Annotated in this window: 18 protein-coding genes and 6 pseudogenes; 8 read left to right on the forward strand and 16 right to left on the reverse strand. The window is 60.6% G+C overall.

The window, feature by feature from the left end:
• Positions 1–497: 497 nt before the first annotated feature.
• Positions 498–647, forward strand: coding sequence for a hypothetical protein (locus tag A9K66_RS30145; protein WP_156315362.1), 150 nt, complete (start codon positions 498–500; stop codon positions 645–647).
• A gap of 102 nt (positions 648–749) precedes the next feature.
• Here the strand turns inward: A9K66_RS30145 and A9K66_RS31570 are convergent, their stop codons facing one another.
• The 8 genes and pseudogenes from A9K66_RS31570 to A9K66_RS08135 form a co-directional block, all read right to left on the reverse strand.
• Positions 750–848, reverse strand: coding sequence for a transposase domain-containing protein (locus A9K66_RS31570; protein WP_245307456.1), 99 nt, complete (start codon positions 846–848; stop codon positions 750–752).
• A pseudogene (locus A9K66_RS31575) lies at positions 841–1380 on the reverse strand (transposase); the annotation flags it as partial. The gene A9K66_RS31570 and the pseudogene A9K66_RS31575, both read right to left, overlap by 8 nt.
• The gene (locus tag A9K66_RS31580) at positions 1277–1516 is read right to left on the reverse strand and encodes a hypothetical protein (RefSeq protein ID WP_348626426.1); all 240 of its coding nucleotides are present in this window, start codon (positions 1514–1516) and stop codon (positions 1277–1279) included. The pseudogene A9K66_RS31575 and the gene A9K66_RS31580, both read right to left, overlap by 104 nt.
• A gap of 27 nt (positions 1517–1543) precedes the next feature.
• Positions 1544–1765 (reverse strand): transposase, encoded by a 222-nt coding sequence (locus tag A9K66_RS31585; protein WP_348626427.1) that lies wholly within the window; start codon positions 1763–1765, stop codon positions 1544–1546.
• A 21-nt stretch (positions 1766–1786) separates the two neighbouring features.
• On the reverse strand, positions 1787–2281 hold the full coding sequence (locus A9K66_RS31590) for an IS66 family transposase zinc-finger binding domain-containing protein (RefSeq protein ID WP_348626428.1): 495 nt from the start codon (positions 2279–2281) through the stop codon (positions 1787–1789).
• Between the two features lie 41 nt (positions 2282–2322).
• Positions 2323–2535 (reverse strand): annotated as a pseudogene (locus A9K66_RS29210) (ISNCY family transposase); the annotation flags it as partial.
• 104 nt (positions 2536–2639) lie between these two features.
• Positions 2640–3779, reverse strand: coding sequence for an o-succinylbenzoate synthase (gene menC, locus A9K66_RS08130; RefSeq protein ID WP_067322095.1), 1140 nt, complete (start codon positions 3777–3779; stop codon positions 2640–2642).
• Positions 3780–4209: 430 nt separating this feature from the next.
• A complete protein-coding gene (locus tag A9K66_RS08135) occupies positions 4210–4962 on the reverse strand; it encodes a reverse transcriptase domain-containing protein (RefSeq protein ID WP_067322098.1) in 753 nt (250 codons plus the stop codon).
• Between the two features lie 114 nt (positions 4963–5076).
• On the opposite strand from A9K66_RS08135, the gene A9K66_RS29215 reads away from it, so the two are divergent.
• A complete protein-coding gene (locus tag A9K66_RS29215) occupies positions 5077–5364 on the forward strand; it encodes a DUF5372 family protein (RefSeq protein WP_082953766.1) in 288 nt (95 codons plus the stop codon).
• Positions 5365–5593: 229 nt separating this feature from the next.
• On the opposite strand, the gene A9K66_RS30150 is transcribed toward A9K66_RS29215, so the two are convergent.
• Positions 5594–5887 (reverse strand): hypothetical protein, encoded by a 294-nt coding sequence (locus A9K66_RS30150; protein WP_067322104.1) that lies wholly within the window; start codon positions 5885–5887, stop codon positions 5594–5596.
• Here A9K66_RS30150 and A9K66_RS30690 point away from each other — a divergent pair.
• Together A9K66_RS30690 and A9K66_RS30695 are read left to right on the forward strand one after the other, a co-directional pair.
• Positions 5871–6227, forward strand: a complete 357-nt coding sequence (locus A9K66_RS30690; RefSeq protein ID WP_197093089.1) for a hypothetical protein — start codon at positions 5871–5873, stop codon at positions 6225–6227. The genes A9K66_RS30150 and A9K66_RS30690 overlap by 17 nt on opposite strands.
• 235 nt (positions 6228–6462) lie before the next feature.
• Positions 6463–7191, forward strand: coding sequence for a recombinase family protein (locus A9K66_RS30695; RefSeq protein WP_197093088.1), 729 nt, complete (start codon positions 6463–6465; stop codon positions 7189–7191).
• A gap of 513 nt (positions 7192–7704) precedes the next feature.
• On the opposite strand, the gene A9K66_RS31050 is transcribed toward A9K66_RS30695, so the two are convergent.
• Both A9K66_RS31050 and A9K66_RS08175 read right to left on the reverse strand, forming a co-directional pair.
• Entirely contained in the window at positions 7705–7980 is a 276-nt protein-coding gene (locus tag A9K66_RS31050; protein WP_245307459.1) for a tyrosine-type recombinase/integrase, read from the reverse strand.
• 1239 nt (positions 7981–9219) lie between these two features.
• Positions 9220–9918: a hypothetical protein gene (locus tag A9K66_RS08175; protein WP_067322117.1), complete on the reverse strand. Its 699-nt coding sequence runs from the start codon at positions 9916–9918 to the stop codon at positions 9220–9222.
• A gap of 803 nt (positions 9919–10721) precedes the next feature.
• On the opposite strand from A9K66_RS08175, the gene A9K66_RS08180 reads away from it, so the two are divergent.
• The 3 genes and pseudogenes from A9K66_RS08180 (at position 10722) to A9K66_RS08195 (ending at position 14319) form a co-directional block, all read left to right on the forward strand.
• Positions 10722–11750 carry an IS110 family transposase gene (locus A9K66_RS08180; protein ID WP_067322301.1) on the forward strand — a complete coding sequence of 343 codons (1029 nt, stop codon included), beginning with the start codon at positions 10722–10724 and terminating at the stop codon, positions 11748–11750.
• Positions 11751–12023: 273 nt separating this feature from the next.
• Positions 12024–12526, forward strand: a pseudogene (locus A9K66_RS30155) (IS5/IS1182 family transposase); the annotation flags it as partial.
• A 572-nt stretch (positions 12527–13098) separates the two neighbouring features.
• A complete protein-coding gene (locus A9K66_RS08195) occupies positions 13099–14319 on the forward strand; it encodes an acetyl-CoA carboxylase biotin carboxylase subunit family protein (protein ID WP_067322124.1) in 1221 nt (406 codons plus the stop codon).
• 667 nt (positions 14320–14986) lie between these two features.
• Here the strand turns inward: A9K66_RS08195 and A9K66_RS30160 are convergent.
• The 3 genes and pseudogenes from A9K66_RS30160 to istA form a co-directional block, all read right to left on the reverse strand.
• Positions 14987–15094, reverse strand: a pseudogene (locus A9K66_RS30160) (IS110 family transposase); the annotation flags it as partial.
• Positions 15095–15244: 150 nt separating this feature from the next.
• Positions 15245–16000, reverse strand: a complete 756-nt coding sequence (istB, locus tag A9K66_RS08205; protein WP_067322130.1) for an IS21-like element helper ATPase IstB — start codon at positions 15998–16000, stop codon at positions 15245–15247.
• 12 nt (positions 16001–16012) lie between these two features.
• Positions 16013–17409 (reverse strand): annotated as a pseudogene (gene istA / locus A9K66_RS08210) (IS21 family transposase).
• Here istA and A9K66_RS30700 point away from each other — a divergent pair.
• Complete coding sequence (locus A9K66_RS30700) at positions 17384–17545, forward strand: hypothetical protein (RefSeq protein ID WP_197507459.1); 162 nt, start codon at positions 17384–17386, stop codon at positions 17543–17545. The pseudogene istA and the gene A9K66_RS30700 overlap by 26 nt on opposite strands.
• A gap of 42 nt (positions 17546–17587) precedes the next feature.
• Here the strand turns inward: A9K66_RS30700 and A9K66_RS08215 are convergent.
• Both A9K66_RS08215 and A9K66_RS08220 read right to left on the reverse strand, forming a co-directional pair.
• Positions 17588–18611, reverse strand: a pseudogene (locus tag A9K66_RS08215) (IS110 family transposase); the annotation flags it as partial.
• A gap of 24 nt (positions 18612–18635) precedes the next feature.
• Positions 18636–19043, reverse strand: coding sequence for an SDR family NAD(P)-dependent oxidoreductase (locus A9K66_RS08220; RefSeq protein WP_197093087.1), 408 nt, complete (start codon positions 19041–19043; stop codon positions 18636–18638).
• Positions 19044–19055 lie beyond the last annotated feature (12 nt).

The following is a 19055-nucleotide window of genomic DNA, read 5'->3' on the forward strand; positions in this document are numbered from 1 at the left end:
GGCTATAAGTTGGGATCACCACGGCGGCGGTGAAGGCAAAGGGCGCGATGGGCGACTCCGGGGTTGTCGTCTGATGGCATGCCGAGAAACTGAACCATCTTCCTCGTGTCAATACCCACAATAGCGAAAGCAAGCTGGGGCGCTGCAGCCAAGCGGTTCATGCAGGAGACAGTCGACCATTGCGCCCATGGTCGCGACGCCCGTTCGATGAAAGGAGTCGGGCGCTCCGGCAAGCGGACAACCAACACCACGGCGAGACCACGGATCTGGTTCTCCGAGCGGCTTCGGAGCACTCTTGCGGGCGATGATTACCACACACACGACATGTGCCGGGTAGGGGTCTGAAGAAGCCAATACCGGGCCAGATGCATACCAGAGAGCGATCGTCGGTCTTATGAATCGTACGCATCCGGTGAAGAGCGCAGTCGTGCGTATCCGGCGGCCATGAGGACCTGAGCACTGCGGTGCTGGAGTCAAGCTTTCGATGGGGAGACGCGATGACATTCTTCGAGGAGGAGTTTGACCTCCTCGATGCCTTCATCGGTGAAGGCCAAGATCCCGTCGTCATCGTTGGCCCCGTACACTCAGATGACGCCATCCTCGGGCTCGAGACCGAGGGTCAGGTCCTCGATCAGGCGCTTCGCTGACGCCGAGTTCGCTGGCGACACGTTCGACGGTGTAGACGTGATGCACCTTATTGCGCTGCATGATCAGGCCGCAGCTGGTTGGGTCCGCAGTTTTGCGGACCTTCAATTCCATGGCAGCAGATCATCGACTTGATGGGCCGGATAGGCGGCCAGTCGGGCGAGGACGTCGGCGAGCCAGGCCTGCGGGTCGATGTCATTCATCTTGGCGCTGACGATCAGGCTGTAGAGAACGGCAGCGCGCTGTCCGCCGCGATCGGAACCGCAGAACAGCCAGGACTTTCTGCCGAGAGCGATGCCGCGCAGGGCTCGCTCGGCTGCATTGTTCGATAGGCAGATCCGCCCATCAGCGAGGAAGCGGGTGAAGGATGACCAGCGGCGCAGCATGTAGTTGAAGGCCTTGCTCAGATCGTGTCCGCGCGAGAGCTTGTCGCGCGTCTCGATCATCCAGCGCTCAAGCTCGGTGACTAAGCGCGCGCTCCGCTCCTGGCGCACGGCGTGGCGTTGGGCCGGCGACAGGCCGTTGATCGCGCTCGATATCGAACAGGGCATCGATGCGCTTCACGGCTTCAACCGCCAGCGGATAGACTAGGTTGGGCTTCTCGCTGCGCGCCTTCTTGCGCGCCGCCGCTTCAATATCGGCCAGCTCGAACACTTTGCGCCGGCTGTGAGCCCAGCAGCTGGCTTCCAGAACACGCACCGGCTGACGACCCGTCGCATAGAGATCGCCATAACCGCCAAAGGCATCGGCCTGCAGAATGCCGCTCCAGCCGGCGAAGATGTGCCGCGGGATGTTCGCCTCGGCGATCGCGGGAATAATAGAACACAGCCGCCGGCGGATCGGCGCCGCCGAACGGTCGGTCATCGCGCACATAGGTCCATAATCGGCCGGTATCGGTCTAGCCCTTGGCCAGGACCGGCACCGTCGTGTCGTCGCCGTGCAGACGTGAAGCGGCCAGCACATGGGCTTCGAGCCGCTTGAACAGCGGCATCAGCGCCGCGGCGCCGGCGCCGACCTGATCGGCGAGCGTCGACAGGCTGAGCGGCACGCCTTCGCGCGCATAGCGTTCAGCCTGGCGGTTGAGCGGCTGATGCTGGCCGAACTTCTCGAACAGGATCATCGCCAGCAGGCCGGGACCGGCTCAGCCGCGCGGGGTGGCGTGGAACGGCGCCGGAGCCTGGCTGATCGCCTCGCAGTCGCGGCAGGTGAACTTCTCCCGCACGTGCTGGATCACCTTCCATTGCCGCGGCACCACCTCCAGCGTCTCGGTGATATCCTCACCCAGCTTGCGCAGCCGATGACCGCCGCAGCAGTGGCAAGCGGTCGGCGCCGGCTCGACCATGCGTTCACGCGGCAGATGCTCGGGAAATGGCTGCCGCGTAGGTCGCTTGGGCGCATAAGGCGCCACCTCGGTGGTCCGGGCCGCGGCCTGTTCGGCGGCGATCTCGTCTTCCGTCGCGGTGCTCTCGAGTTCCTCGAAGGTGAGCTCCATCTGGTCGTGCAGGCGGGCTGAGCGTTCAGAACTCTGACCATGCAGCGCCCGCTGCAGCTTCCGGATCGTCAGATGCTGATGTGCGATCAGCGCCGCATCCTCCGATGCCTTGGCCCTGGCGACCGCCAGTTCGGCCTCGACCAGCGCAGCGCGCGGCCTGGCTGAGCTGTTCCGTCAGGGCGCGTTGCCGGTGGAGTATCGGCAAGCGCAGCGAGTTGCTCCTGCACGGCGCGGATATCGCGCAATAGCAGGACAGGATCGAGCCCGGCGTAGATTTCCTGCAGACGGGAGCGGACTGCATCTGAGGTGCTAGGGTCGGCAACCAGACGCTGATGCGGCGTAGCCGGCGGACTATACGTCTTGCGCACACGCGCGCCCTCGCGCTGCTTCGCGATCAGCAGGCTCATCTGGCGATCCTCGATGCACGCCGTGCCGCTCAGCCTGCGCGGATGCAGCGCAGTTTCGTGACGAGGCTTGTTCCCTCGCCCGTCGCGGGCGTAACTCATGCCTTGATCGTCTCGACCGAAGACGAAATGGCGTCCAGAAAATCCCAGTCCATCGTCACGCCAATCCCAGCGCCATTCACCGGGATGGGCATCAGACCATCGCACGTTTCCAGTCGCTCGACGACAATATCGCGTTCGAAATAGCGAGACGATGACGAGGTGTCTCCCGGACGAGAGTACTGTTCCAGCGTGGAGAGATGGATGTTGTGGGCACGGCCAATCCCGGTTTCCATCATGCCGCCACACCAGACCGGCACGTCGTACGCGAGACAGAGGTCATGCACCTGCTTCGCCACCGTATGGCCGCCCAGGCGGCCGACCTTGATGTTGATAACCCGCCCGGCATCGGACTGCAGCGCCTTTCGGCAATCGGCCAGCGTGCGAATAGATTCATCCAGGCAGATCGACGTGCGCAGTATGGATTGCAAGCGCGCATGGTCATGCAGGTCGTTCCAGGCCAGCGGCTGCTCGATATAATCCAGCCTATAATCGTCCATGTTTCGCAGCAGGGGCAGATCGGCCATTGTGTAGCAGCAGTTCGCATCCACGGTCAGATGGATGTCAGGGAACTCGGCGCGCACTGCATCGAGAAGCTTCAAATCATGGCCGGCGTTCACCTTCAACTTGATCCGACGATAGCGTTGCTGAACGTAGTGGGCCACTTCCAGCAAGGTCCTCGGGATCTCTTTGATCCCTAGTGAAACTCCGACCTCGATCTTGGAGCGAGTGCCACCAAGCACCTGCCAGAGCGGCAGACCCTGCGCTTTGGCCCAGAGATCCCAAAAGGCCATCTCGACCGCGGCCTTCGCCATCTGGTGATCGCGCCACGGCCGGAACAACCGCTCGATTTCCTGCGGATTGGCAAATTTCTTGCCGATAAGCGCAGGCAGCAGTACATCGCGCATCATCATCATCGAGGAGACGATGGTTTCGGGCAGATAATCGGGCAGCACATCCGCTACGCCTTCGGCATAGCCCTCGCAGCCGCCCCCCCGCAGCACGACAATTGGCGCCACCCTCGTCACCACGGTCCCCGAGGAGATGGTGAACGGGTTCAGCAACGGCAGCTCGATCAGTCGTAGGTCGGCGGATTCGACAACCAGAGGCTCTCTCAGGGGCGGCGGATTCGATATCATATCCCTTCTATTCCTTCTCACAGAAAAATTCGGACAGGTCATCGCAAGCCTATAACCATTGGATTGTGACAGTATTATTTTAATATGAGCCAGCACTCCGCAATGAGGTCGGACCTTTGTGCCTGATCGCCCCATGCGGGCGCATCGGGCCAACAGCATCTCCTCTGCATCCGCCTTCTTCTCAAAGCCCATGACGAGGTGAGTGGCGCGGAGGACTTGCACCTCCGCGCTCTCGTAGAACCGTACGTGACACTCTCGCGTCATACGGCTCCCATTGTTCAGCCCCGCCCGAATAGCAGGCTCCAGTGGGCAAACAGCCATGTCTGACGGCGCGCGATGCGCTCCAGCCATTGGACGGCCCGCCTTCTGTGCCTGCGCAAGGACATGAACTTCCGATTGGCGCAACGCGCCAGATAGACGTCGATGTGCCTCAGGGTCGGGTAGAGTGCCAACGGGTAGAACCGCCCGAAGCCACGGTGTGGACATTGAACATCCGCGCCAGATCGTCCAAGGCCTTGTCACTCCGTTCATGGAGGGAACAGCCGCGATCCGTCCGGCGGATCGCCTTGAGAGCTTTGTCACTGGCCGCGGGGCTAAACGAGACGCCCACCTTTCCGCCCCTTCGGCGCGCCAGCCTCGGCCTGAAGGTATAGCCGAGGAAGTCGAACTTGTGGTTGGAATGGTTTCCGCGTCGATCGTCATCCTTACAGTAGACGATGTTCGTCTTTTCGGGATGTAGCGTAAGCCCGCAGTCTGCGAACCGCTTTTCAAGAGCGTCGCGCGGCGCCACTGCCTGTTCTTCGGTTCGGCAATGGCAAATGGCATCATCGGCATAACGTTCGAACGGGATGTCCGGATGGTTCCGATGCATCAACATGTCAAGCGCGTAGTGGAGAAAGAGATTGGCCAGGACAGGGCTAATCACCCCACCCTGCGGCGTCCCTCTATCCCCGCCGATGAGGCTCCCGTCCGCCATCTGCACCGGTGCTTTCAGCCATCTCTCGATGTACATCAGCACCCACGGGCAATCCGTGTGCTTGCGCACCGCCCGCATGAGCAGATTCGTGTCGATGCCGTCGAAAAAGGCACTGATATCAAGATCAAGAACCCAGGCATGGCGCCAGCATCGCTGCCGCGCCATACCGACCGCATCGAGCGCCGATTTTCCGGGGCCGGTATCCATCGGAATCCTTGTGGAACAAAAGGGGTTCCAGGAACCGTTTGACCACCATTTGGGCGACTCGATCAGCAACTGTGGGCACGGTCACATCGAACTGCACTTCTTGCCAACGAGCCTTTGGGTTCAGCGGAAGTCACCCGTCCCTTTCATCCCCTGCGCGGTCAGCGTTTTGACCTCCTCAAGGTCCGTCGCGTCTCGGGCGTCGAGACGCTGAGCCTGCGGCATGGCGAGCTCGGTAGCTTCGCCATGCCGCAGGAGTGGACGGACTGGGGGCCGCCGGAGATGCCGGCGGTGGGCGCCGGCCCGGCGCTGATCGTCGACGCCTTCGGCTGTGCGGCGTTGGCCGCACTGCTGTTTTCCTTGAACCAGGACCCATCAGGGGACTCATCAGGGGTTGAATCATGACTCGACTTTTGCGAGAATCGTCGGACCAGTCTGATTGGAGGTCCGACTATTGCCGTGAAGGACACTTCCGCCGCCGCCCTGCGCCAACGCCGCCGCCGGCTCCTGCGCCGGCTGCCACCGCTCGAACAGCTCCTGCGCGGCTCGCTCATCGAGCGCTACAAGCGCTGCGGCCGGCCCGGCTGCCATTGCGCCAACGGACCCGGACACGGGCCCAAGTTCTATCTTTCCGTCAGCACCCCGGGCGAGCGGCCGCGCAATGGACTATGTGCCCAACGCCGCTGTCGCCCAATCCCACCAGTATCTGGCCAATTTCCACAAGCTGCGGGAGCTCCTCAACGAGATCTGCGCGATCAACGCGGAGTTGCTCCGCCGTCGCGAGCCGTTCGAGCAAATGGACCCGCCCGTCGCCGCCCTCGATCTTGCCAAGGCGGGCTCCATCCTCGCCAACATGATCGAAAGCTGTCTCGCCGTCGATGCGCCGCAGTCCCAACCGGAGGAAAGCCCCGATGATGACGACCAGCAAGATTTCCGAACACCACCTGTCGCGGGAAGCCTGTGTCTACATCCGCCAGTCGACGGTGGGCCAGGTCCGCTTCCATCAGGAGAGCACCGAACGGCAGTACGATCTGGCGAGCAAAGCCCGATCGCTGGGCTGGCGGCCGGAGCAGATTCGTGTCGTCGACCGGGACCTCAGCCAGTCCGGCTCGCAGGCCACCCACCGCGAGGACTTCAAGACCCTGGTCGGCAATGTGGCGATGGAAAAGCTCGGCGCATCTTCTCGTTGGAAGCCTCGCGCCTGGCGCGCTCGAACCAGGATTGGCATCGCCTCCTGGAATCGTGTGCCATCACTGGGACCCTGGTGATCGACGAGGACGGCTGCTACGATCCGGCCCGAATTCAACGACGGTCTCGTCCTCGGCTTGAAGGGAACCTTCGCGCAAGCCGAACTCCACATCATCCGCGCCCGCCTCCACGGCGGTAAGCTCAACAAGGCGCGAAAGGGCGAATTGCGCTTCCCCCTACCGGTTGGCCTCGTCTTCGACGGCGAGCGCATCGTGCTCGATCCCGACGAAGAGGGTGCAAGGCGCGGTGCGCGCCGTGTTCGAGCTCTTCGCGCGCGAGGGCACCGCCTACGCGGTCGTGCAGCGTTTCCACGAACTCGGCCTGCGCTTCCCCCGCCGCGCCTACGGCGGCGTCTGGAACGGCAAGCTCATCTGGGGCCGCATTGCCGGCACTTATGTGTTCGGACGGTATCAATCGTCCAAGGCGATCGGGCCGGCCGGTGCGATCGAGACCCGCACACGCCGCATGCCCGAGGAGGAATGGCGGGGCGTCATTCACGACCATCATCCAGGCTATATCAGCCGGGATCAGTTCCTCGCCAACCGCCAACGCTTGGCCCAGAACCGGACCAATGCCGAGGTGCTCACCGGCCCTGCTCGTGAAAGCCTCTGCCTCTTGCAGGGCCTGCTTGTCTGCGGCCTATGCGGGCGCCGTCTCACCGTGCGCTACACCGGCAATGGCGGGCTCTATCCCGTCTATCAATGCAATGGGCGCAAGCACGAAGGCCTGGCCCGATGCGCCTGCATGTCGGTGTCGGCGACGCCGCTCGACAACGCCGTCAGCGCTCGCGTGGTCGACCAGCGTCCCCACCGGGGGCGACGGAGCGGGGATGTGGTGTTTGTGACCGACCCAGCTGATCATGCTGGCGGTGAAAGGCTGCCGGTGGCGCTTGTCTTGCCGTTGCGGGCAAGGAGCGCCGCGATCTCGCGGTCATCATGGGATTGCGCCAGCGTGCGGACTTCGTCGATGAAGGCCGGCGGATAGCGCAGCGCGTCAGCCCGGTTGGGCGGCAGGTGCACGTCGATCGTCACGGTCGCACCACCCTGCCAGCGGATGTGCAGTTGGAGCTGCTTGGGCTCCGGCCCCTTGGCAAGGGTGATATCCTTGATCAGCAAGCGCAGTATGCGCTTGCTGGGGCTGGTGGTCGGAGCAGCCCATAACCGCGGAAAGTCGCGCCCGAGCTCGATGATTTGCTGCTTCTGCTCGGCGGTCACGGCCCGCAGGCTTTGCCGCTCGAAGGCGGCCATCTGCGCCTCCAGATCGAGTACTCGTTGCTCCGCGTTCCAGCGCTTCTCCAACGTAGCGGCGATCAGGCGGTTAGCTGGGTCGACGGCCTCGTAGCGCCGTTCGGCCAGGTCGACCTCGTAACGGGCGCGCTCAATGCGCCGACGCCATTGCCCGGCGGTAAACGTCAAGCTGACCGCAACTGGCGCGGTTCGAGGTGATGAGCGAGAGATAGTGACACTGAAGGAGCTGAGGAGCTTGCAGTGTCAATTTCTATGTCTGCGCCGGTGACGCCCGAGTCCATTGCGCATCATCTGCGGCATACCGGTGGGTCGTGGCGACCTGTGCGTGCCCGAGCCAGGCTTGGATGGTCAAAAGGTCCACGCCGGACTGAAGGAGCTTCATGGCGAAGGAGTGCCGGAAGATGTGCGGCGATATGGGCTTGTCGGCCAAGGCTGGCCTGGTAGGCACGGCCTCGGTGGCCGCACGTCGCACGATATGGGTCGCTCCGAAACGAGTCAGGCGCTCGTTGCGGGCGCCGACGAATATCGGTCGCGGCTCGTGATGGGTATCCCGCGCTCGCCCAACAAGGTCGTGAGCGCTCGCGCCAGGTCCTTAGGAATGGGTACGACGCGGTCTCTGCGTCCTTTGCCGCGCAGTAGCACTTGCGGGTGAGACGTTCCAACTCAAGGTCGTTTGCGTTGACGCCGGTGGCTTCCGAGACGCGGGCACCGGTCCGTGCCAGGAAGAGCAGAAAGGCTCGGTCGCGCCGACCACGGGGCGTCTTTGGATCGGGCGCCGCGATGAGGGTATCCACTTCGGCCTTGGTGAGATGGTGCGTTACCTCGATGTGCGCCCGTTTAATGGGAATCGACAGCACGCGTTGGGCCACACCGAAGGACGCCGGGTCGGCGGCAGCGACGTGGTGGAAAAAAGATCGGATCGCGGCCAAGCGGGCGTTGCGCGTGGCGACGCAATTGTTCCGCTTCTCCTCGGGTTCGTCGAGAAAAGCGAGGTCTCGATCGAGATCTTCGAGCGCCAACGCCGCCGGCTTCTTACGCAACCGGTCGGCGGCAAAGAGGATCAGCACGCGCAAGGCGTCGCGATAGCTGGCCACGGTCGCGGGAGTCGCATTGCGCTAGTTCGTCAGGCGCCGGCGGAAATACGACTCCAGGAGCGGCGCCAGGAGCAGGTGTTCGCTCATGCTGCGCCTCCATCGAGGGCGGCACGCTCAGCCGCGATAGCGAGGAGCTCCGCCGAGCCCGTGAGGTAGTAGGCCGTGTCGCTGTAACTAACGTGGCCGAGATATGTGGCGAGCAAAGGCAATAGCGCCTGAACGTCTGCGCGCTGTTGGTGCCAGAGGCTGAGGCGGGTCACGGCAAACCGGTGCCTGAGATCGTGCGGCCTTAACGGCTTGCCGCCATCAAAGTCGGCGAGTTTACGGGCCTCGGCAAAGCCATTTTGCAGGCCGGTCGCCGAGAGGCGGTTGCAAACTGAGGAAGAAGGCCTGGTCCTTGGATATGGGGAAAGCGGCGTCGCGCTCACGGGCATAGCAACCAAGGGCACCCTGGGTTGTCGCGAGAGACGCATTGTCTTTGCGGTCTCGTTGGGGAATTCCTCTTGCCACAGATGTGCGTCCAGCGCCAAGGTCCGGGCGTCGATCAAGTCGCTCTGTGCTTTCTTTGGCAATGGACATGGTGTCTCTGTGGAAGCTTCCACGGCGCCAGTAACTAAAAACGTTGCGACATTGCTTCGCGCGTAGCGTTTACGGGGTTGCCACCGGTCTGTTCACATCGTGACTGCGGCATTCGAATCGCTGGAAAACATTCTCACTAGGTCCTCCCGGGTCAACCAGACGAGCCAGTCGTCATCGTCTATTCCGCGCGCCGGCAATCGTGCGACTACTCCACGCTCTTTGTGCAGATAGCCGTTGCGATCTGTTACATGTTTTTCGATATTCCAGGCAGCAACCAGGGCGTAAACGAAATCCGGGGACCATTTAGCCCAAGCCAGTCCAAACGCGATCCGACTAAGAAAGGGTAGGAGACCAAGTCCCCGAAAATCCTCCCTCAGCCAGAGGTCGCCCCGATATGCTACCAGCCCAGCAATTTTGCTGGCGGATGGTGCGTAGCAGATACACGAAGAGCCAGGCCCTGCGTTGAGATCAGGGTCCGCGAAGTAGTCTGCGAGCGTCTCAAGGTGTTCACGAAGGCTTTTAGTCGATAGGTCATACAGCCGCATTGCTTGGACATGCGCTATCCTGTCTTCTTGATCTCTTCCAATAATCCAGAAAGCTTTACCGCAAAGAAGCTCTGAGCAACCGGGCCTAAAGTGCGGATACGTCGGGTACTTTCCAGGAATTTCATCAGTTATACCTGTATAATATTCGAAATCTTCTCCTATAGTGACATTCATGTCGAATTTGCGTATCGATTCTACATAAGTCGAAATAACGTCGTATGCGTCCGATGCAGTATCGTTGATCATTACTTGCTCCAGGCCAGGAGTTAAACTAATGTTGTTATGCTGCTGTTATGTTACTGCAAGTTTGTCTCTCATTCGCCGTGCCTATCCTAAACCGATGCGAAATCAGCTCATGACAGTTCTCAGTTAGGGACGGCGCCGCGCCCCACGCAACCTACTGCGCAAGAATCGCGCCAATTGTCCAAACGAGGCGAAGAAGGCACCTTTTGGGGCTTGTCTGGTTTGGGGCAAACTAAGGAATTTGGCTACAGCCTATGTCGCAGACTCGACAAAGTCGGATAAAGTCATCAAAGTGTTGTGGACGTCACGGAGAAGCCAGAACCGCAGCGTCCGCGCTCGGCAGGCTGTCAGGGTGCCTCGCAATAGAATGCATCGAGCGTATGCCCTATACGACCGCAGGTCGTGCCTCGAGATCTTGAAAACCAGCATTGCTCGCGCCCGATGCTTGATGCGTCTCGTTCGTTTGCTCACCTCGTCGCGGCAGATCGGCGGCGACCCGGCTGGGGGCGGCCAAGCCGGCCGACTTCCGCGCGGTGATCGTCGACACCACCGTGCAGGAGAAGGCCATCACCTTTGCGACCGACGCCAAGCTAATGCATCGCGCCCGCGAGCGGCTGGTCAAGCTGGTCAAGAAGCATGGTGTTGTGCTGCGCGCCAGTCCTATGCTCGGGTCGGCAAGTCGCGCTGATCAAGCATCAGCGTTATGCCCACGCCAAGCAGATGGGGCGGATGCCAGCCTTCTCCGACGGCCTCGCAATGTGCCAAGTTCGTGGTGCTACAGCCACGCAAAGGAGAGGAAAGCATCCATGGAAGAAGTTACCATCATTGGAGTCGACCTGGCAAAGAACGTCTTCCAACTGCACGGGGCGGCAGCCGATGGATCTGTTGTGTTTCGCAAGAAACTGATGCGCGCGCAGTTCGGTACGTTTATGACGGATCATCCAGCCTGTATTGTGGCGATGGAGGCTTGTGGCAGCGACCACCACTGGGCTCGCGAAATGGCTAGGCTTGGCCCTCAGCCGAAACTGCTCGCCCCAGGCTATGTCAAACCGTTCATCAAGCGCCATAAGAACGACGCAGCGGACGCGGAGGCGATCGTCGAGGCAGCACAACGGCCGACGATGCGCTCTGTCGAACCTAAGAGCGAGGAGCAGCAGTGCCGCGCCATCGTGTTCCGCACCCGGGAACAATTGGTCAATCAGCGCACCGAACTGGTCAACGCATTGCGCGCGCACCTTTATGAGTTTGGATATGTTGCTCCGCAAGGCATCGGCCACCTACGACGCCTGGCAGAGATCATCCAGGACCAGAACGCGAAATTGCCAGATCTGGTACGTGAAATATGCGACGATTTGCTGGACCGGATCGCCCACCTGACTGGCCGGATCGAGGCACTGAAGAAGACGATCAACGCGCTGTCCAAGGAAGCGCAAAGGCCGCGACGTTTGCAGACCATGCCCGGTGTCGGGCCGATCGCCGCCCTTGCTGTCGAAACCTTTGCGCCGCCAATGGAGACCTTCAAGTGTGGCCGCGACTTCTCCGCCTGGCTCGGGCTGGTCCCGCTGCAGAAGTCCACCGGGGGCAAGCAACGATTGGGGAAGAGCTCGAAGATGGGCCAACGTGATATTCGGCGGTTGCTCATCCTTGGTGCCATGGCTGTGGTGCAATGGGCCTCCCGGAAGGGTGTGCCCAACGGCTCTTGGCTTGCCCGCATGATGGCAAAGAAGCCACGCATACTGGTGGCTATCGCGCTGGCCAACAAGATGGCGCGAGGAATCTGGGCGATGCTAACGAAACAAGAGGATTACCGGAATCCGGCGATGGTACCTGCATGAACACTCATCTGCGCACCTGAAGCCGGTACGTCGGAGATGTGAGGAAGGCAAGAACCGCGTGGGCAAATGATCGATCAGATCGGGAAAACCAGTGTTTGAACGGGAGCTGTACAAGCTCGCCAAGCAGATTTGGACCTGATCCGCGCATCACCATACCGGCCCCGCGGCATGTGAACGGCCGCACCTGAGACAGGCCTGATCCGCACTCGATCACACGCCCAAAAGTTCAATGCTCTCCTTGCAAAACGGCTGGCATCCACACAAGTTCAAACCAAGGCGCTGCGCAGGCTCAAGACCTATCTCGGCCGGACCATTCGCGACATCTCCCGCCAGATCGCCGGCGACGCGGGGCTGGACGCGCTCTTCAAATAGCCGCTCTACCAGGCCGCCACCGTTCTCGAGCAACGTCCTGCACGCGCACGAGGTGGAATGCATCGGCAAGGGCAACGCGCATATGCCCTATGAGTTTGGGGTCAAGGTCCCGGTTGCCACCACGCTGAAGCGCTCCAAGGGCGGCCAGTTCGCCCTGCATGCAAAAGCGCTGCCCGGCAATCCCTATGATGGCCACACGCTGGCCACCGTTCTTCCCGCGATCGAGAACGCGATCGGCGCCAACCTCTACATGATCGTCGCCGATGCCGGCTATCGCGGCCCGCCGTGCTCGCCGCCGTAAGCTATAACTTCAGCCTACGCCGCTCCGCCTTCCCGTCATCGCCTATCTCAAGAGCGACCACTGCATTGACCGCAACTTCCTGGCCTTCTCCGAGGGCGGCGCCCAACGCGTCGCAACGCTCGTTTGACGGCCTTGGTGAGGCCGCGCTTGTAGCCGGCGACATTGACCTTGGAGGTTTTGTCCTTCGGGGCGTTGTGATGGCCATTTCAAATTGGGGAGAATCCCGGGAGATGGCGGGAGCATTACTCGAACGGCGGGGCCCTGTTTGGAGCGATCGCGGTCGGTCAGGTATGCCTGTGGTCTTTCGATTTGAGGGCCATGCTAAACGATCGATGGAGGCTCCCGCGGTGCTCGGAGGGCTGTACATCGCGGTAGACGCGGGTTTGCCGTGGCCTTTCGGCCATCGCCTCGCCGAGATCGAGCCCATCGGAACCCGAGACTTTCCAGTTCCGGGTCGACTATGGCTGTTCCGTAGCAGCACCAGAATTGGAATGATTGCTCGATGCTTGGCATCGCCAATTGATCAAAAGAGCTGTAACAGATAGATCATAAAAACTTCACAGAATCTTTGCGAATATCAATCTTAGAACATGCTACTTCTTAAAAAATCTGATGTCATCATCTGTGTCGATCTACGCTTGGATCGACCCACAGTGCACAGTTGGGGTACTTTAAATGGCAAAAAGAGCGTTGATATTGATCGAGGGCGCAACTAATATGCTTCTATACGTCCAGACAATCAAGCGTCTTGGTCTTCATCCAGTTGCCCTGTCGGCTAATCCAAGTCGACATGACTTCCTTGCGTCGGAAGGAATTGAGGCAATCCGTGTCGATACTGGCAATATCGATGCGCTCATCCAAGAATGTTACCGGTTAGGTGCGACCTACAACATTGCTGGCATTACCAGCCCCCAAGAGTCGGCCTATGCAACAGTTGGCAAGCTCTGCCAGTATTTCGATCTCCCGGGACCGAACCCCAAGTCGATTGAACGGTGCTGCGACAAATTCGCTCAACGGCAGGCCCTCGCGGATGCCGGCGTTCTGGTACCTGCTTATCGCCTGGCAGCGAATGCGGCGGACATAGAAAGCGCTGCCATGCAAATCGGCCTGCCGGTGATTCTTAAGCCAGCCGTAGGCGCCGGCAGCATGGGCGTCCGATTGTGCCGCGACGCCGACGAGTTAGGCGAACATACGACCTACCTGTTGGGTGGGGAGCACAGATGGGCGTCGTCGCCGAGGATCCTGGTCGAAGAATTCGCGCAAGGCCCTTACTATAGCGTCGACATCATGGGAGATGAAGTCATTTCGATTTGCTCTGGCGAGTTCGGGCCCCACCCGCATTTCGTCGCGCGTGAATTGACCTATCCGGCCGTACTAACTGTTGAGGAGCATAATCATATCGCCGATGTTGCCCTGAGCTGTCTGCGAGCTCTCGGCCTTGGCTGGGGGCCAGCGAACTTTGAGCTCCGGTGGACAAAGCGTGGCCCGGTCGTCATCGAAGTCAATCCGCGTATGCCGGGTTCGCCTGTTCCTCAACTGGTTCAGCTGGCTTACGGTATTGATCTGGTCGCCGAGCACATCAAGCTTGTCATCGGCGACGAATGGGATTTGCGCGGAAGTCATTCGCAGATTGCGGCTTTGCGAATACTGGTTCCTGATCGCGATGGTATCCTCGATTGGATCGATACTAGTCGCGCGGGCGCTGTATTAGGTGTCGCCGAGGTAAAGTTTTATATTGGGGCAAAGACGCCGATCGTCCGGAAAGGCGATTACCGGGACTGGATCGGGCATGTCATCGCCGCTTCACCCAACCGCGCTCAGACCATGGCCATCCTTCAGCGGGCCGTCGACTTAGTTGGTTGGTCAATATCACCATTTCCAGCCGAAAAGGAATAATCACTGCTCAAAGGATGTGCACAATATAGCAAACCAGCGCATAGCAAGGGCCCCTTGGGTGTGCGAGCGGCTTTTTAACCGCCGGTCGGACTGGTTCATAGCCGTGTCGGAGTGGTTCATAGCCGTGAAGCCTTCGAAAGGAAACGACGCGAGTGGAGGGAAGAGACCAACCTGAGGAGCGCCTTCCCGAAGAAGCCAAGGTCCGGACACAGAGCCGGGATTTCTTCCCGCCGAACGTCGATCGGGTGAACGCGGCGGCCAGCAGGCCCCTACCCGGTTTTATGGCCATGCGGCATAAGGTCGACGAGGCCACCCTGCATCGGGCGTTCCGACACAAAGGCGCGCGGCGCTAGATGTTTGATCCCGGGCTCACATGACGATGCGGGGTCAAGAGGGTCGTTAGAGCGGCATCGTGTTCCTCCAATTGGTCGCGGAATCCAGAACTGAGCCCGATTGCGTGACACGGCTCGGTCAATCGAGCCTGGTCAACTCACATACGGTCGCCGCTTGAAGACGGCTGCACGAATATCTCGCTTGCGGCGGCAAGCGCCCAGAAGGCGAGACCCGTCTTTGATACGGCATTCCAGCCAGCTGGGATCTCGGTTCGCCTCCTGGATCCGCCGAGGCTGATCAGGCCTCGAGGGATGATTGTGTCGGTGTGGTCTCGTCAGGCAGCCTTCATGAGGGCACCTTCGATGACGTCGCCCGCGGTCACGTATTTCCAAAGCGCCAGGAGCAGCTTCCTTGCAAGGGCGACGACGGTTGTCTTTTTGAGGTGCGTATTCCGATGAAGCCGGCCACCGATTCCGATTTGAAGGCGGCCAGTCATTCCGATTTCATTCCGGCCGGCGTTCCGATTTGAAGGCGGCCATTTCTCGGACTGATCCTGGGTCTGGTTGATGTTTGGATCGAGTTAGATTTCAGGTCAAGCTTGCGGTATTTCGGTTGCGACAGGCGAGCGCTGTTTTCGCATGCTCTCGCCGGTCAGATCGATGCGATAGGCGTTGTGAACAAGGCGATCCAGGATGGCATCGGCCAGAGTTGGGTTTGCAATTATTTCGTACCAGCGATCCACGGGGACCTGACTTGTGAGGATGGTTGAGCGTCGTTCGTAGCGGTCCTCAATGATCTCCAGGAGATCGCGGCGTTGGTCGTCATTGAGTTTTTCCGGTCCCCAGTCATCGAGGATCAGCAGGTCGGTCCTGGCAAGAGATTTGAGGATCCTGCCGTATCGCCCGTCACCTCTTGCAAGTGCGAGCGTGGCGAACAGCCGGGGAACTCGGTGGTATGTTACGGAGAAATCCTCGCGGCAGGCCTTGTGGCCGAGAGCGCAGGCAAGCCAGCTCTTGCCGACGCCGGCTGGTCCGGTGATGAGAAGGCTGTGATGCTTTCTGATCCAGTCGCAGCCGGCAAGCGCCATGAACAGATTGCGGTCGAGACCGCGTGCAGCACGAAAGTCGGCATTCTCGATCTGCGCATCGTGACGCAGCTTGGCAGCTCTGGCGCGGGCCTCGAAACGCTTCTGGCGGCGCATGGTCGCCTCGCGTTCGAGCAGCATGGCAAGCCATTCGCCGTGCTCGAGGCCGCGCGCTTCGGACTGTGCGTCGAGTTCCTGGAAAGCGGTTGCCATGCCGTAAAGGCCGAGCTCTCGCAGCATGTCTATGGTGGGATTGATCAGCATGGGTGTGTCTCCTCAATGAAAGTAATCAGGGCCACGCAGATTGGCGTGATCGACGATGGCGGTTGGTTCGGTGGAATGGCGTGCGGCTTTGTGGTTGGCGATGAGCGAAGCAATGCTCTTGCAGTTCAGGCCACCGATCTCGACGGCGCGGGCTGATACGGCTTCAGCCCGATTGCGCTCGATGTCGCGAAACAGGCGCAGGATGCCAAGGCATGTTCGGAAGCCCGGTTCGGGGTGCGGACGGCTGGCGAGAATTGCGATGACCAGGCCTTCCGTCTGCGGTCCGATTGATGCGCCCCAGCGACGGAAGCGATCCGGGGTCCACTCGGCATAGCGCCGGTGGGAACTGGGCATGTGATCCGGATCAGTTCCATGGCGAGGACCTCCATAGCGGCGCTGATGCACCGCGACGCGCTTGCCGCGGTGGAAGATCTCGATGGTGCGTGCCGTGGCCCTCAGATCCACCTGCTGACGAATGAGGCTGTGCGGCACGGAATAAAAGAAGGTCTTGAACTCGACGTGGTAATCCGTCGAGACGCGGGCTAAACGCCATTCGGCAAACTCGTAGTCTTCGCCCGGAAGGCTTGCGAGTGCGGCACGCTCGACACTCTCAAACAGTTGCCGGCGACTGACGCCCAGCCGGCGCATGAGGTGGTCGTTGATGCGATCGAGTGCCTGACGAATGGCGGCATTGGCTTCTGCCAGCGAGAAGAAGGTCTGATTGCGCAGACGCCCCAAAATGCAGGACTGGGCGAAGCGGACGCCGTTCTCGACTTTGGATTTGTCCTTCGGTCGCCGCGGCCGTGCCGGCAGGACACCGACACCATAGTGGATGCCATCATGCCGTAGCTTCGGTTGATCTCGGGATCGTAGAAACTGGCGCGGCTGACGCCAGACTTCAGATTGTCGGGAACGATCAGCCGGGGAACGCCTCCGAAGAAACGAAACATCCGGACATGCGAGCCGATCCAGTCGGGGAGCGTTTGCGTCCAAGTCGCCTCAGCATAGGTGAAGCTGGAGGCGCCGAGCACCGCCACGAAGATCTCCGCCTCACGGATCTCACCGGTCTTGCGATCAACAATCGGGATCTTCTTGCCGGAATAGTCGACGAAGACCTTGTCGCCGGCCGCATGCTCCTGGCGCATCGTCGGCGAAAGCCGCTGCTCGAAACCGCGAAAGAGTTCGCAGAAGCGACTGTAGCCATATCCTTCGGGATGCGACCCACGATACTCCTCCCAGAGGATGAGCAAGGTGACGCCGGGCTTCTTGAGTTCGACCGCAAGATCGGCCCAGTTCGGTTCTGTGCGTCTTCTCGTGCCCTGTTTGACGCCGTTGCGAGTGAAGAGTTTGTTCTCGAGCCGCAGCATTTGTCGTAACTGTCTCATGGTCAGCCTTCTCTTTGCCGGCATCAAAATCTCCCCGTTCATCGCGGGGCATTTGATGCCAAAGTTGCTGACCCAGGAGGTAATGTTCAGTGCCGAAAACTGGCCGACTTTTGATTGGAATGGTGGCCGGCTTCAAATCGGAATGGTGGTCGGTCTTTGATCGGAATGGCGGCCGGCTTCACGTCGGAATCCGCATTTTGAGGAACCAGCGGGTAAGCGCTGAACTCGGTTGATTGCGCAGCCATAGCCAGGCCAACTCGATCATGGTCGTTCGCAGCCGGGGGTTGCCGGCCTTCGAGACGCCTTGCTCGTGCTGGACCGATCCGCTCTGCCAAGGCGTCGGCGCGAGCCCGGCATAGGCGGCGACCTGCCGGCGATTATCGAAGTGCCGGAACAGCCCTTCCGCGTAGAGGATGGCGGCACACTCGGGGCCGATACCCTTGAGATCGAGCAATGTCGCTGCTGGAGTTTCGGCGGCTTCGATTGCCAGCAGAGCGTCACGCTCGGCCTGCACCTCTTTGATCTGGGCTATCACGAGTTCGAGTCGGTCGAGCTCGCGACGGATTTGCCCCTTCAGATGTTCAGGCAGCGCGCGGTCGTCGCCGGTCCTCAATTCCTCAAGTGGATGTCGCCGGTCACGTCGTAGCGGCTCGTAGCCGGTGATGCCCTGAGCAAACAGCAGACCCTTGATCCGGTTGACATGGCAGGTCCGCTCACCAACCAGAACCTTGCGCTCACGGCAGATGCGGCGGCGGTCCCTCCTCCTTGATGCCCGGCACCCTGACCATCGCGCACACGCGCGGCTCGCCGCGCTTGTAGGCGAGCAGCGCGCGCACCAGCGCCTCACCATCGATCTTGTCTGTCTCGGCACGACGCCGCCGGCGCGACGTAGCAATCGAGGCGGCGTCGACGACTTGGCTTTCGATCCCCTCGGCCTCCAGGATTCGACAGATCCAGAAGCCGTCGAGACCCGCCTCCTGAATGACCACAAGCGCAAAGTGCCGGCCGGTGCGCGCCTGTGCCTTGTCTTGGAGTTGGGCAAAGCGTGCCAGCAGTCCCGTGATATCGCCGCCGCGTACCGCATGTTTCGACATCTTCTCCCCACTGCCCGGCGACAGCGAAGTGATCAACCAGGTCGATCTACTGAGTTCCAAAGAAACGAAGATCGCGCCAAGATCGGTGCGGATAGCGGCAGGCGCCGCAGATCGATCGGCTACAACACGCATGATTGGCCTCCAAAGAGTTGTTGGTCAGGCCATTGCAGAGCCGAATGTGCGGCTGCAAAAGAAAACGCCGTCCAAATTAACAGAGAGCACCGCCCGCCAATCCTCATCGGTGGTCTGATTTGTCGGCGCGGCACGAGACACTCCGGCATTGTTGACAAGAATATCGGGGCAAAGGCCGATTTTACCGGCGAGATCGCGCACCGCCTTTGAATCCGTGACATCAAGTTGATATACCTGCGGTTGGACGGGGAACTGATGTGCGGCTTCGGCCACGCGGATCCCGTCAGTGCCAGTAAGAACTATATCTGCACCGGCTTGTTGCAAGGTAAGGGCGATCTGCAAACCGATTCCGCGCCCTCCGCCGGTGATCAAAGCAGTTTTCCCGGTTAAATCGAACGTGCTGTTAGATGACCGTTCCATATACGACGGCATGGCTGATCTCGC

It is taken from the genome of Mesorhizobium sp. AA23 (assembly GCF_001672435.1).
Classification (GTDB): Bacteria; Pseudomonadota; Alphaproteobacteria; order Rhizobiales; family Rhizobiaceae; genus Mesorhizobium.

Bases quoted from the DNA above. Each gene is read 5' to 3' on its own strand.
- A9K66_RS30145 (WP_156315362.1), top strand. From the start codon at position 498: ATGACATTCTTCGAGGAGGAGTTTGACCTCCTCGATGCCTTCATCGGT.
- A9K66_RS31570 (WP_245307456.1), bottom strand. From the start codon at position 848: ATGAATGACATCGACCCGCAGGCCTGGCTCGCCGACGTCCTCGCCCGA.
- A9K66_RS31585 (WP_348626427.1), bottom strand. From the start codon at position 1,765: ATGATCCTGTTCGAGAAGTTCGGCCAGCATCAGCCGCTCAACCGCCAG.
- menC (WP_067322095.1), bottom strand. From the start codon at position 3,779: ATGATATCGAATCCGCCGCCCCTGAGAGAGCCTCTGGTTGTCGAATCC.
- A9K66_RS08135 (WP_067322098.1), bottom strand. From the start codon at position 4,962: ATGGATACCGGCCCCGGAAAATCGGCGCTCGATGCGGTCGGTATGGCG.
- A9K66_RS30690 (WP_197093089.1), top strand. From the start codon at position 5,871: ATGATGACGACCAGCAAGATTTCCGAACACCACCTGTCGCGGGAAGCC.
- A9K66_RS08175 (WP_067322117.1), bottom strand. From the start codon at position 9,918: ATGATCAACGATACTGCATCGGACGCATACGACGTTATTTCGACTTAT.
- A9K66_RS08180 (WP_067322301.1), top strand. From the start codon at position 10,722: ATGGAAGAAGTTACCATCATTGGAGTCGACCTGGCAAAGAACGTCTTC.
- A9K66_RS08195 (WP_067322124.1), top strand. From the start codon at position 13,099: ATGGCAAAAAGAGCGTTGATATTGATCGAGGGCGCAACTAATATGCTT.
- istB (WP_067322130.1), bottom strand. From the start codon at position 16,000: ATGCTGATCAATCCCACCATAGACATGCTGCGAGAGCTCGGCCTTTAC.
- A9K66_RS30700 (WP_197507459.1), top strand. From the start codon at position 17,384: ATGGTCAGCCTTCTCTTTGCCGGCATCAAAATCTCCCCGTTCATCGCG.
- A9K66_RS08220 (WP_197093087.1), bottom strand. From the start codon at position 19,043: ATGCCGTCGTATATGGAACGGTCATCTAACAGCACGTTCGATTTAACC.